Source organism: Chamaesiphon sp. (assembly GCF_041738855.1).
Lineage (GTDB): Bacteria > Cyanobacteriota > Cyanobacteriia > Cyanobacteriales > Chamaesiphonaceae > Chamaesiphon.
In genome coordinates this window covers 14,324-26,626 of record NZ_JBGSPA010000204.1, presented here as the reverse complement: position 1 = coordinate 26,626, position 12,303 = coordinate 14,324, and the positions used below count along the sequence as shown (strand labels likewise).

The following is a 12,303-nucleotide window of genomic DNA, read 5'->3' as shown; positions in this document are numbered from 1 at the left end:
ACAAAGGTATTTATGATTTCAGGTGTCAATAGCAGCAACTCCCCTAGAGCAATCTATTCAGATCTTATCGATCGAAGCCGATCCAGTCATTCAGTCGGGGCTAGTTACCTGTCTCAATCGGTTTGCAGATTTAGACATCGCGGCTGTTGCTGAGGATGGAGCTAGTGCGTGGCAGATCCTAACTGAGCCAGTGGATGAACCAATCACGATCGAGCTGCTCTTAGTGGGAGTGCCAATAGTTAGCGTCGATGCGCGATCGACGCTAGCATTTTGTCAGCAAGTCAAAGCCAGATTTCCCGATTTGCCGATCCTCATTCTAATTGCACCCCAGCATCCAGATCTCACTACCGCATTTCAACTCGGCATTGAAGGATGCTTTCTCAGAGGTAGTTCCATTCTCGATTTAGTTGCGGGTATTCGCCGCGTCGCCGCAGGGCAAACCAGTTGGACACCGGAAGTTTTGCAACAGGTGAGGCTCGGTACCCAACCCAATTCAAATCTAGCTGTAAATAACGCCAGCGGACGGCTGCGACTGTTTAGCCTCCAACAGATCGAAGCAAGTTTATCGGCACTAAATATTAATCTCAATCGCGATCGACTTTCAACAGTCGATCGACTGATACTGCTCGGACGCCAACGCGAACTAAATACCGCTCGGTGGCTAGTGCAGCGGCTGTTTCCAGCAACAGATCCCCCACCAGTACCCGCCATAATTCCTGCTAGTCCCACCCTAGTAGCGTCCCTGAGCGAAGCTACCAACCCCAATCCGTTATTACAAAATATCTACGATCGGATCGCTGCCAAATTACAATCTAGCCTCGAAAATCTCACTCCGACACCACTGGAAATCGACATTCTCCGTCAGGAAAAAAAGCGAGAATTATGTTACTTAATTCTGCGACAATTTGAAGGGTTGCTCGCTGAGCTACGCTTCTCACAAGTGACGATCGAGCAGCTACCTGACAAGGAGGTGACAATTTTACAAGACCTCTGGTCATCGGTAACGACCGATTTTTTTGGACGATATCAGACAGTATCGATCGCGGATCGTCAGATCGAAATTGTCCCCATCCTCTTGCAAGATGTAAAAATTGTTCATGCCGAAATTCTTGCTAAAATCGCGCAGCCGATCGAGTTATTAAGTTACTTACTATTTAAAACATCCCTCACTATTGACAACAATATTTTTCCTGCGGGTAGTGCTGCCGCCGAAGAGCGTGCTTGCGCCCTACTCGAAAATCTCACCATCCAGCTAGCCAATGCCGTCATGCAGCCTTTGCTCAATCGCTTCGGTAATTTGGAATCGATGAAATCTGGGCTTTACGATCGCCGATTGCTCTCCAGTCGCGAGATCGAACGCTTCCGTAACGATCTCTCTTGGCGGTATCGGATCGATCGCTATATTGGCGAACCTCAAGCCATTTTTGAGAGTAAATATCGCTTATTTACATTTACACCTTATGGGATCGAGCGCATCTCTATTTACGCGCCGCGCCCCCAAGAATTGGAGCGACTAGCTGGAATTAGGCTGGTAGTCACCCTGACACTCGAAGTGCGCGACGCGCTCTCGCCTCGCGTCAAGTCAGCTACTACCTGGATTGGCAGTAGTATTGTATATTTACTGACCGAAATTATCGGACGCGGGATCGGACTGATCGGGCGCGGCATCATCAAAGGTGTTGGCAATATCTGGCAAGAAAACAATCGCAATCGGAGAGAATAAATATGCAAAATACGCGCCTGAATACCCTAATCGATCGTACCAATCGCCAATTTTTACAATGGTCTGAAAATCCCTGGCGACGACTCTCGTTAATTATTATTAGTTTATTGTTTGGTAATTTTTTGGCTTCCGCGATCGCGACCACTACCGGACAGAGAACAGAGCTGGATGCTATTGCTGCGGTGAGCTTGCTAACGATCGTCGAGTCGATCTCATGGCTGACTTATGGCACTGTGTTCGGCAGACGCCAAGTAGCACCCAATGCCCTCTTCGGTCAGCGTCCGATTTGGATTGCACTCTTAAATGGTCTCAAGTTAGGATTGGTTTATGGCTTATTTGTCGAAGCATTTAAGCTAGGTAGTTAAACAGTTGACAGTTGACAGTTGCAGATGCGATCGTGGGGACTTTTTTACAAAAAATTCTGAGGATCGACATCGATGGTCATTTTGACGACATTAGAACACTGACTTCTGAGTAGTTCCCAGTTGGGTAAAATTGCCGTGCCGTTGGGGAGATACTTGAGCATGATTTGCCAACGGTAGCGATTATTGACACGCATCACGGTGGCTGGGGCGGGACCGAGGACTTCATAATGTCCGGCGATTGCCGCCTGGTTGAGAGCTAGGCCAATTTCTGCTACGGTTTGTTCTACAGCAAGGCGATCGAGGCTGCTAAATCTGAGTAAGATCAGTTTGCCATAGGGGGGATAGTCCAACATCCGCCGTTCGGGCAACTCAGCACTAATAAATGCGGCATAATCATGCTTGGTGACGGCGGCGAGGACGGGATGCTCGGGATTATAAGTTTGAATGATGACTTTGCCCGCATCATCACCACGTCCGCAGCGTCCAGCGACTTGAGTCAGGGTTTGAAATGTGCGCTCGGCAGCGCGATAGTCGGATAAGTGCAATAAACCATCGGCAGCGATGACCCCGACGAGGGTGACTTGTGGCAAGTCCAAGCCTTTGGTGAGCATTTGGGTACCGACGAGTAGATCCGCCTCGCCATGGACGAATGCGGTCAAGATCTGGCGATGTGCGCCCTTGATCCGCGTAGTGTCACTATCAAACCGGAGCGAGGTGAGTTGAGGAAACTCGCGCTCCAATTCTTCCACAATTTTTTGGGTACCACTCCCAAAGAATTTGAAATAGGCGGAGTCGCACTCTGGGCACTTGCGCGGTTGGGGTTGGCAATGATTGCAGTAGTGACAGCGCAACTGAGCAGCTTCGGCTACTCCTGGCTGATGGTAGGCGAGGGAAACATCACAGTTGGGACATTCGCACACATAGCCACAACTCCGACAGGAGACAAAGGTGCTGTGTCCGCGTCGATGGATAAATAAGATCCCTTGCTGTTTGTTTGCCTGCATCTGGCGCAAGGCTTGAGCGAGTGGACGACTAAAGATGCTCCGGTTGCCGTGGAGTAGCTCCTGGCGCATATCGACGATCTCGACAGGCGGGAGGGGACGGGATTGGACGCGGGTGGGGAGGGAGAGGTAGTAGGTAGACGGCTCATTTGCGGTGAGATTTACCCAAGTTTCCAAAGCTGGAGTAGCGGAGCCGAGGATGAGGGGACAGGATTCTAATTCGGCACGCCATTTGGCAATATCTCTGGTTTGATAAGTGGGTGCTGGTTGGTCTTGTTTGAAGCTAGAATCATGTTCTTCATCCAAGATTATCAATCCTAAATTGGGCAATGGTGCAAAAATTGCCGATCGCGTGCCGATGATAATTTGACTGGTTTCGGTCAACATTTGTCTCCAAGTATCATAGCGTTCGCCGTCGCTGAGGGCACTATGATAAACACATACTTTATCCCCAAATCTCGATCGAAATCTGTCGGTGAGTTGCGGTGTCAAACCAATTTCGGGAACGAGGACTAATACCGATCGCGATCGTGCTAGTATTTGGGCGATCGCTTGCAGATAAACTTCGGTCTTACCAGAGCCAGTCACGCCATGTAACAGCACTTGGGCAAATCCTTCAAGCTGGTTAATTGTCGCTAACGCTACAGCTTGATCGCTAGTTAAAATCTTGGCAGGTTCTTGGTGAAAGATCCCAAATTCTTGCTCGGAGCGCAGTTTTTCTTTATTAACGATCGCAATATATCCTTTTTCAGCAATCTTCATTAAAGTTGCCGAAGTCGTGCCACCGAGTTTTAACAATTCTGATTGCCATAACTCACCATCATGCTGTTTGAGGATTTCGACGATCGCACGTTGCCGATCGGTCAAATCGGTTGCTAAGATATCAGCAGTTAAAATCACCGCTTTTTGGAGTTTAGGATGTTGAGTTTGTCCTGACTCCAGATAGGATTCAACTAATTGTCGATCGAGCAACTCTCTCAAACCTCTACGCGCTTGAGGTATTTGTTTTTGAATATGCTGCCAACTATAGTTTTTGGCAGATTGAGAATTAAGCAGGTTGAGAATTTGCCCAGCGATATCGCTCAAAAAAATCTCTAGATTTGAATCAGTGACAATCGCTCGAATCCGCCGATGCGATCGCGTCAACAATCCTGGCGGTAGTGCAACTTTAATGACTTGAATTAATGGTGTATAATAGTAATCGGCAATCTGTGTCAACCACTGCCAATAATTAGCTTTAAATAATCCAGATGCCACCACATCATCGATATCTTTGACTTGAGCAATTGACAGACTATCTGGTAATCGATCGACGAATCGAATGGCAATTCCGCCGACTATTTGCGCGCCCAATGGCACACTTAGAATATCACCAACGCGGATACTCAGGCGTTCCGGTACATTGTAAGTATACAACGCTTGAGTACCAGGACAATCAACCAATACCTCTACCAATCCGTGTGCTTTGATACCGACAGCATATCCAGTTATCGGTTCGGATACGATCGTCGGAGCGGGTAGATCGGGATTCCACATTGAATTAGGGATGAGGTGTAAACAGTTGAGAGTTGAGAGTTGACAGTTGAGAGCGAAGTGATTAGGAACCCAACCAATCCAACATCTAGGTTTCAGACATCACCTATTTTACAAATAATTATACTCAACTTACTTATATAGATACTGGTGTGTTAGGCGATAGCCGTAACACACTCTACGTCTACAATTAGTCGAGTTTATCATTTCAGATTACTATCTTTGACAATTTTAACAAACTTTAGATCGAATCCATCACCGATGAACCACTTATTATTAACTAGATTCCAAGGTGCAGCGATCGGGGGAAATATTCTTTATACCGATCGGATACAGATAGCTCCCAATCAGCTAATCGTAGATACTAACTCATTATTAGTAACAGGTTTTGACAGTTTGATTCGGCATGGTAAATTTAATGATTCAGATTGGTCGCAATCGATTTTTACAGATATTTTACATCCAGAGCGATCGCTCGTTGCTATGTTGCCACTGATGTTATTTTTTCATGACGATCGAGTCAAGTTACGAGAGATTTTAGTTGATGTCAGCCATAGCTGGCAACTCGACTGGGAAACCTGCTCCAGCGCAGTAGCGATCGGTTATATTATATCTCGATCGCTGACAGAATCTCTGAACCCCAGCACAATTATTGCCCAACTGCTAGATGAGACAATCAATCTCCATCCCCAGGTATTTCAAGAACTCAGCACACTCGATCGCGTATGCGATCGACCTAGCAGTCTGTATCAAGTCGCTCAGCGATTTAACACCAATCCCCACCCTATTATCACACCGACAGTCCTAGCAATCTACTGTTTTCTCTCTACTCCTGAAGACTTTAGTTTAGCAACTCGTCGCGCTTATCAGATCGAGCGTTCCCAATTTACCTGTGCGTTGACAGGCATCCTCGCGGGTGCCCACAATAGCCTGACAGGTATCCCACTCAATGGCTATATTGCGACTCAGCAACGAGAACAGTGGCTATCGACAGCCGCTAGCCTGCTGGCTGCCTGGGCTGGAGTCTATCAGCAAGCTAGTTCGCCACCATTCTCAGCAGCTAGTTCTTATCCTTTAGCGGTGGCGTCACCTAGAGTTATACAGCGGCGGGATTGAGTTGGGGTGTCATCTGTAGCAATCTCAAATCAGATTTTTATGCTCGAATACTGGTGCGTTACGGCTGTCTTGTCTTGCTAAACCCTCGAGGAACCCGAGGAGCGCAAGACGCTGCGCCTACACCCTATAGCTACTAAGCTGAGGCAAAAGACCTCGTTCACATGCTATGTTCGCGGCTTTGCCAGAACTGCTCGGCAAAGGCGACAGTCGGGTGCATCGGAGCCTTGGGCTTGGTTTTGAGCACCATTGCTGTCTCGTTGAGATACTTGTCCCCTTTCTTATGATTGCAAGTTTCACAAGCGATCGTCACATTATCCCAGGTATGGGTACCACCTTTGGAGCGCGGAATGACGTGATCGATCGTTAGTTGCTTGGCACTCCCACAATACTGACAGCGGTGTCCGTCTCGCCTGAGTAGTTCGCGGCGACTGACGCTCGGAAGCTTCCACAACCGTTCGGCGGTGGTGGTTTTGAGGCGGATATGGTGAGGCACTTCGATCGTCACCGAGGGCGATCTGAGCACCCAGACGAGCTGGGTATCTTGTAAGTCTAGCGGCTCGGCTCTACCCCCGATCAACAACGCGATCGCCCGCCGAATATTGATCCGTGCCATCGGCAAATAATTGGTCGAAAATACGACCACCGAGTTATTTAATACGGATGGAGTTGTCGCTTTGGCGTCAAGCGACCTGGTGTCTGAGATCCCAACTGTGCTAGGTTTCATAATATCGATCCTCCTTACAAACAACCCCCGTTGTCTACGGTAGACAAGCGGGGGTGACAAGAAGATGTAAATTGTGTTCTTGTTATTTCTTCAACTGACCAACACCTGTAATGGTGTTGTGACAGTCATCTTCCCGCACTGGTTCAATGCTAATAGATGCAGTAATTGAGTATTCGCCGCTTTAATGTTGGATATCTCAGCCCGATTGCCGCGAGCGATGGTCTCTAGCTGCCACAAATTGCTCTCACTGCTTGCTGGGGCAGTAAAATAATTTTGGCTGACTAAGTTGGTAGAGAGACTGGACACGAACGGTAATTGGTGAAGGTAGCTAAATAATATCGCGGTCTGTATATTAGCGATCGACAGCCAGCCACTTGACTTGACAAATAGTCGATTGCTTACCTTATTAACATTAAAGTTAGCGGATATTTTCTAATATTACCGTAAATTTTGTCAAGATGTCCAGTCTGGGGATTTTTTCAGTTATGGATAGCTAGTTGTAGTAAATAAATACGTAGATGTATGGCGTTAAGTGTAAATATTGTCACATAAGATGACAAAATGGCGATGGGATAATTGTTCGGCTAAGATCGACGTAAATGAGATTTTCTTTTCACACTATGGGAACAACGATCGTGGATCGAGATTTGACACTGTTTCAGCAAGGCGGTACGGAGCTACCAGTCACCTTAGCTGACTATATCTATCCGGCTATCCAAAAGCAATATGTAACGATCCTGACGCTCGAAGCGGATGTACTAGTTGACGACGATTTGGAAGCGATTCATCAGATGCGCGTCGGGTTGCGGCGGTTGCGATCGCAGATTCAAGCATTTGGCGCACTCTTGGATATTCCCAAAGCGATCGGCGATAAATCGATCGGCAGAATTGCCAGAATACTTGGTAAAGTTCGCGACTTGGATGTCTTACATGACAATCTTAAAACTTATCGGGTGGATCTACCAGATACCGAGCAGATGTATGTAGATAAAGTAGCTACAACGATCGCCAAACGGCGACGCAAGGATATTTTGAAAGTTAAATTGATGCTCGAAGGACAGGATTATCAGTATCTCAAATTAGGACTCAATAATTGGCTCAATCATCCCCAATATCTACCGACGGCACAACTAGGATTTGAGGTAATTTTACCTGACTTACTATTACCAGGATTGGGGCAACTATTCCTCAATCCTAGCTGGTGGTTCGATCTGGATTCAGGCTTCACGCCAGAGGTGGCATTTTCACATCTGCTATCCAGTCATGGCGAAACCCTACACAAGCTTCGCAAACAAGTTAAAGCCAGCCGCTACTTGATGGAAATGTTTCCCGATCGCTATCCACCGCGATATCGTGACTATCTCAAGGATTTCAAACAAATTCATCAACTATTTGGGAATATCCAAGATAACGTTGTTATGGATGAGTTTATTCGCAAAGTTCTGGGCAAACGTGCCGCAACTAAGTTGCCGACACTGTACGAGCGGATCGATCGGCATAATTATCTCAATTGGCAGAATTGGCTGCCAATTCAGGCGCGATATCGGCAACCAGAAGCCAAGCGAGAACTCCAGTTGTTGGTGATTCAAGATATAATTAAATCGGTAGATAGTTGAACGTGGAGGATAACAGCGAGGGAATCAAATTTCCGATTGTTGTTTAATAATGGACATGGATAATGGCGATTTGGCGATCGATTACTCAAGTCTGGAATGGTGGGAACTACCACCACTCGATACCGATACGATCTGGACGATTATTAATGAATCCATTAGCGATCTACAAGTAAATCAGCTCCTATGGCACTATCTAGGCTATCGCTACCAGCGTGTGACAAATACCTGGGATCTCAGTCAAGTGGCTCCAGATTGGCAGACGGCTTATCCGACACCTCCAGATTTTATCGCGAGTCGTCCCGCTACAGTCAAACTCACGCGATCGATTCCGCCCCAGTACAAGCAACTACTCAAGGAACAACTAGGTTTCAAGGGCTACAAGGTTGGTGAATTTGGCCCCCGTCAAACCAGACGGGCGACGGCGGCGAGTTGGTTGTTAGCCACTCTAGCTAGCAGGGTATAGTAATTGAGGCTACTTACAAAATCACTTTATTCAGGGAGATACTATGGCACGGGTAATGATTGTAGGTGCAGGCGGCGTGGGCAATGTCGTCGCACACAAATGCGCCGCACGCGCTGAGTTTACAGATATTTTGCTGGCAAGTCGCAGCGTGGATAAATGCGAAAAAATTGCCGCTAGCATCGGCTCATCCAAAGTCACAACTGCCGCACTTGATGCCGATACGGTGGCAAATACAGTCAAACTGATCCAAGAGTTCAAACCAGATCTACTGATCAATGTCGCACTTCCCTATCAAGATTTGGCACTGATGGATGCTTGTCTAGAGACTGGTATTCACTACCTCGATACCGCCAACTATGAACCGATCGATGTTGCTAAATTTGAATATAGTTGGCAGTGGGCATACCAAGACAAGTTCAAAGCCGCAGGACTAACCGCAATCCTCGGCTGTGGCTTCGATCCAGGTGTTACTGGTGTATTCACAGCCTACGCGCTCAAACATTACTTCGACGAGATTCACTATCTCGATATCATCGATTGCAACGACGGCAATCATGGCAAATCATTTGCTACTAATTTCAACCCTGAAATTAATATTCGCGAAATCACTCAACCAGGACGATATTTTGAAAATGGTGAATGGGTAGAAATCCCCGCCTTATCAATTCATCGCCCGATCCCCTATCCCGAAATCGGCGATCGCGAGTCATATTTGCTCTATCATGAAGAACTCGAATCCCTCGTCAAAAATATTCCTACACTCAAGCGGGCACGATTTTGGATGACATTCTCTGAAAACTATATTACCCATCTCAAAGTACTCGAAAATATCGGCATGACGCGGATCGATCCGATCGATTATCAAGGTCAAAAAATCGTCCCCTTACAATTCCTCAAAGCTCTCCTACCCGAGCCAGCATCTCTGGCTACCAACTATACCGGACAAACATCGATCGGCTGTCATATTACTGGTATTAAAGACGGTAAAGAGCAGCGATATTATGTCTACAACAACTGTCAACATGCCGCCGCTTATGAAGAAGTAGGATCGCAAGGAATTTCCTATACAACTGGCGTTCCCGCTGTTGTGGGCGCGTTGATGATTGTCAATGATAAGTGGCAGAAGCCTGGAGTATTCAATGTTGAAGAATGCGATCCAGATCCATTCATGGAACTACTCGGCACGATGGGTTTACCGTGGCATGAGGTGATAAATGGTGTATCGCCATTCGAGAATTAATTGAATTTACCCCCCAATCCCTCTTATCAAGGGGAGGCTTTTACTCCCACCCCTTACAAAGGGGTGGGTTGGGGTGGAAATCCCCTCCTCGGAGGGGTGCCCGTAGGGTGGGGTGGGTAGATCTCCGCCTACCACTTCTAGATACACATACGATCGCTCAAATATAATCGACAATTCCGAACAATTTTACGACAACATTAGTCACAGTCGATCGCTACATTGACACCAATTTTAGTAATCTCCTCTGCTTATAATTTTCAAATCTGAGCTTACTAATAAACTATAAAGTTTATCAATAATGCTATTCTTCAACAAGACTTATTATCCATTTAATCCAGCCAAGCACTGTCGAAGATCTTCGTTCATATGTCTTGCCAGATTTGATATTATACAGATTGGAATCACTCATGATTTCAATAATATCTTTTTTATTTGACACATATCCCTGCTTAAAATAAAGCTTTAAAGTTTTATTAAATACTTCATGAGTTAGAATCAACTGAATCAGTTGAAACTTCCTATCGAAGATGGAAAGCTTGAATAAATTTATACCTTTTTCCGTAAGCTTATAAGTTGATATTCTATTTTCTCGTTCGCGATTGACTAGACCTAAATAAATAGCAGCATCAGAATAGTAACCTGCTTGCCTCCAGCTAAAATCATATTCTTGAGTTATTTCCTCTTTTGTCAAAGTAAATTTTTGTTTCAGAAGTTCGCATAGATTAATGATAAAAATATAGAGCGTACCTTCTTATTTATCTTGTGTATCCACAGTTTGTACGGATAAAATAATTGTCTAATAATGAAGTCATTAGAAATATAATTTTTTGCTTCAATTAAAATTAAACAATTAGTGCTTTCGTAGCCTCCATCAATTTCGATTTGAGATTTATTGACTTTCAACTGAAGTATTTTTTCTTGCCCATCAATATCAACATCAATATTAAAATCAAAAGAGGATGAACTCATCCTACCACTTACCGTTGAATAAAGGTCAGATTCGTCTGTAAAGTTTTGAATAATACCTGCTATAAATGCACAATTTATTGCAGTTGCCTCACTAGTAATTTCTTCAGTATTCAGACTTTCTAAAAAATGAGGAAACGGTACTTTTTGAATTGTGGCAGTATTCTCATCTTTACTAAAGTCATGAAATACTTTAAATCTACCAATGATATAATCACCTCTAGATATAGGAAGAATAGATAATTTATGATTTGTGAATATTTTAGGAAGTTGGGACTTATGATCGAACTTTGTCATCAATCTAGCTTCTCTGAACTCATTTATTTCTTTAGATGATATTAAAAAATAATCTTTTTTTTCAATTTTATCCAATATTAAAAGTTTTTCAAAAAGCTTTTCCCAAGCTACATCATTTTTAGAATCAATCATAATTCTTTATCAGTAATTCTTCTATTTCACCTCTTTTTTCGCCATCTGAGTTGATGGCACGATTAGCTTTTACAGTATAAACATAATAATCTGCATAAAGCTCTTTAATAAAATTTGCACATGAATTAGATTGAAGAAACTTTATTTTTCTTTGATTTAGTCGATCGCAAGCTTCTTTTAATCTGATTTGATCGGATTCATCCCATCCACCTTGTATATATCCAGTGAAGTTAGAACTTTCAGAAACAGGATAATAAGGGGGGTCTAAATACACAAAAGAATACTTATCTGCTTCCTTTAATATTGTTTCATAATCAGTATTTTCAATTCTAATGTTATTAGAATTTAGATAAAAACTCACTGCCCTAAGAGTAGGATCGTTTACTATGTTTGGATTTTTATATTTACCAAAGGGCGAATTGAATTCACCAGAATTATTAACACGATACAACCCATTATAACAAGTTTTATTTAGATATATAATTCTAGATGCTCTTTCTACATTACTCAAACTTGCGAATGCTTCCGTTCTGTCTAAAGCACGTATTTTATAGAAATACTGAGGTTGATTTTCATGTTTTTGCAAATCTAAGATTAGATTTTCAACGTCATTTTTGATAACATTATAAACATTTACAAGTTCGGAGTTGAAATCATTTATAATTGCATTTTTTGGTTGAAGATGAAAGAGTACAGCACCCCCACCAATAAATGGTTCGATATATGATTTAATTCCTTTAGGTAAATGCTGTTCAATCGTAGGCATTATTTGTCTTTTACCTCCTACCCATTTTAAAAATGGTGCTACCAATTTATTTTTTGCCATTATTGTTGAATTTCAATCTAAAAATTGTCTTAAGGGGGATCGCTATTGGATACGAGTAAGTTTAACTTTCAGTGTTTGAGTAGCCACTCCAGAGAGCTTTTCAAACTATATTTAGGATCAAACAGGTTCTTAAGTACAATTGTACTTTACTATGGTTTGGTGCTGTCGTCAATGCTAAATTGGCATATGGAGGTAACATCCTCCGACAATTTAGTGTAAAAAATAGCTATCTCCATATGGAGATAACTATTCAACATCAAGGGTTTCCCCTACTAAATTGAAGGTTAGAGCAGGTTCAGTT

At 43.9% G+C, this 12,303-nt stretch carries 12 protein-coding genes; 6 read left to right on the top strand and 6 right to left on the bottom strand.

Annotated features, from left to right (window positions below):
- Nucleotides 1-22 precede the first annotated feature (22 nt).
- A complete protein-coding gene (locus tag ACEW9I_RS22050) occupies nt 23-1,723 on the top strand; it encodes a DUF3685 domain-containing protein (protein WP_373542472.1) in 1,701 nt (566 codons plus the stop codon).
- A gap of 2 nt (nt 1,724-1,725) precedes the next feature.
- Nucleotides 1,726-2,088 carry a DUF565 domain-containing protein gene (locus ACEW9I_RS22045; protein WP_373542471.1) on the top strand — a complete coding sequence of 121 codons (363 nt, stop codon included), beginning with the start codon at nt 1,726-1,728 and terminating at the stop codon, nt 2,086-2,088.
- A 44-nt stretch (nt 2,089-2,132) separates the two neighbouring features.
- Here ACEW9I_RS22045 and priA read toward each other — a convergent pair whose 3' ends face one another.
- Nucleotides 2,133-4,625 (bottom strand): primosomal protein N', encoded by a 2,493-nt coding sequence (gene priA, locus ACEW9I_RS22040; RefSeq protein WP_373542470.1) that lies wholly within the window; start codon nt 4,623-4,625, stop codon nt 2,133-2,135.
- A gap of 258 nt (nt 4,626-4,883) precedes the next feature.
- Here priA and ACEW9I_RS22035 point away from each other — a divergent pair, with 258 nt between their 5' ends.
- Entirely contained in the window at nt 4,884-5,738 is an 855-nt protein-coding gene (locus ACEW9I_RS22035) for an ADP-ribosylglycohydrolase family protein (RefSeq protein WP_373542469.1), read from the top strand.
- Nucleotides 5,739-5,895: 157 nt separating this feature from the next.
- On the opposite strand, the gene ACEW9I_RS22030 is transcribed toward ACEW9I_RS22035, so the two are convergent.
- Together ACEW9I_RS22030 and ACEW9I_RS22025 are read right to left on the bottom strand one after the other, a co-directional pair.
- Nucleotides 5,896-6,462, bottom strand: coding sequence for an HNH endonuclease (locus ACEW9I_RS22030; RefSeq protein WP_373542468.1), 567 nt, complete (start codon nt 6,460-6,462; stop codon nt 5,896-5,898).
- A gap of 90 nt (nt 6,463-6,552) precedes the next feature.
- Complete coding sequence (locus ACEW9I_RS22025; RefSeq protein ID WP_373542467.1) at nt 6,553-6,768, bottom strand: hypothetical protein; 216 nt, start codon at nt 6,766-6,768, stop codon at nt 6,553-6,555.
- 314 nt (nt 6,769-7,082) lie between these two features.
- Between ACEW9I_RS22025 and ACEW9I_RS22020 the strand changes: the two genes are divergently transcribed.
- Genes ACEW9I_RS22020 through ACEW9I_RS22010 form a run of 3 tightly spaced genes read left to right on the top strand, consistent with a single transcriptional unit; the run spans nt 7,083 to nt 9,781 of the window.
- The gene (locus ACEW9I_RS22020) at nt 7,083-8,078 is read left to right on the top strand and encodes a CHAD domain-containing protein (RefSeq protein WP_373542466.1); all 996 of its coding nucleotides are present in this window, start codon (nt 7,083-7,085) and stop codon (nt 8,076-8,078) included.
- A 55-nt stretch (nt 8,079-8,133) separates the two neighbouring features.
- Nucleotides 8,134-8,541, top strand: coding sequence for a DUF1823 family protein (locus ACEW9I_RS22015; protein WP_373542465.1), 408 nt, complete (start codon nt 8,134-8,136; stop codon nt 8,539-8,541).
- Nucleotides 8,542-8,584: 43 nt separating this feature from the next.
- Nucleotides 8,585-9,781 (top strand): saccharopine dehydrogenase family protein, encoded by a 1,197-nt coding sequence (locus ACEW9I_RS22010; protein WP_373542464.1) that lies wholly within the window; start codon nt 8,585-8,587, stop codon nt 9,779-9,781.
- 301 nt (nt 9,782-10,082) lie between these two features.
- On the opposite strand, the gene ACEW9I_RS22005 is transcribed toward ACEW9I_RS22010, so the two are convergent.
- From ACEW9I_RS22005 to ACEW9I_RS21995, 3 genes are read right to left on the bottom strand one after another with little or no spacing between them, the layout of a single operon-like run.
- Nucleotides 10,083-10,472 (bottom strand): hypothetical protein, encoded by a 390-nt coding sequence (locus tag ACEW9I_RS22005; RefSeq protein ID WP_373542463.1) that lies wholly within the window; start codon nt 10,470-10,472, stop codon nt 10,083-10,085.
- Between the two features lie 14 nt (nt 10,473-10,486).
- A complete protein-coding gene (locus tag ACEW9I_RS22000) occupies nt 10,487-11,176 on the bottom strand; it encodes a hypothetical protein (RefSeq protein ID WP_373542462.1) in 690 nt (229 codons plus the stop codon).
- Complete coding sequence (locus ACEW9I_RS21995) at nt 11,169-12,002, bottom strand: DNA adenine methylase (RefSeq protein WP_373542461.1); 834 nt, start codon at nt 12,000-12,002, stop codon at nt 11,169-11,171. Before ACEW9I_RS21995 ends, ACEW9I_RS22000 begins: the two co-directional genes overlap by 8 nt.
- Nucleotides 12,003-12,303 lie beyond the last annotated feature (301 nt).

Coding starts and splice junctions, on each gene's coding strand:
- ACEW9I_RS21995 (WP_373542461.1), bottom strand. CDS start 12,002: ATGGCAAAAAATAAATTGGTAGCACCATTTTTAAAATGGGTAGGAGGT.
- ACEW9I_RS22035 (WP_373542469.1), top strand. CDS start 4,884: ATGAACCACTTATTATTAACTAGATTCCAAGGTGCAGCGATCGGGGGA.
- ACEW9I_RS22010 (WP_373542464.1), top strand. CDS start 8,585: ATGGCACGGGTAATGATTGTAGGTGCAGGCGGCGTGGGCAATGTCGTC.
- ACEW9I_RS22015 (WP_373542465.1), top strand. CDS start 8,134: ATGGATAATGGCGATTTGGCGATCGATTACTCAAGTCTGGAATGGTGG.
- ACEW9I_RS22030 (WP_373542468.1), bottom strand. CDS start 6,462: ATGAAACCTAGCACAGTTGGGATCTCAGACACCAGGTCGCTTGACGCC.
- ACEW9I_RS22000 (WP_373542462.1), bottom strand. CDS start 11,176: ATGATTGATTCTAAAAATGATGTAGCTTGGGAAAAGCTTTTTGAAAAA.
- ACEW9I_RS22045 (WP_373542471.1), top strand. CDS start 1,726: ATGCAAAATACGCGCCTGAATACCCTAATCGATCGTACCAATCGCCAA.
- ACEW9I_RS22020 (WP_373542466.1), top strand. CDS start 7,083: ATGGGAACAACGATCGTGGATCGAGATTTGACACTGTTTCAGCAAGGC.
- priA (WP_373542470.1), bottom strand. CDS start 4,625: ATGTGGAATCCCGATCTACCCGCTCCGACGATCGTATCCGAACCGATA.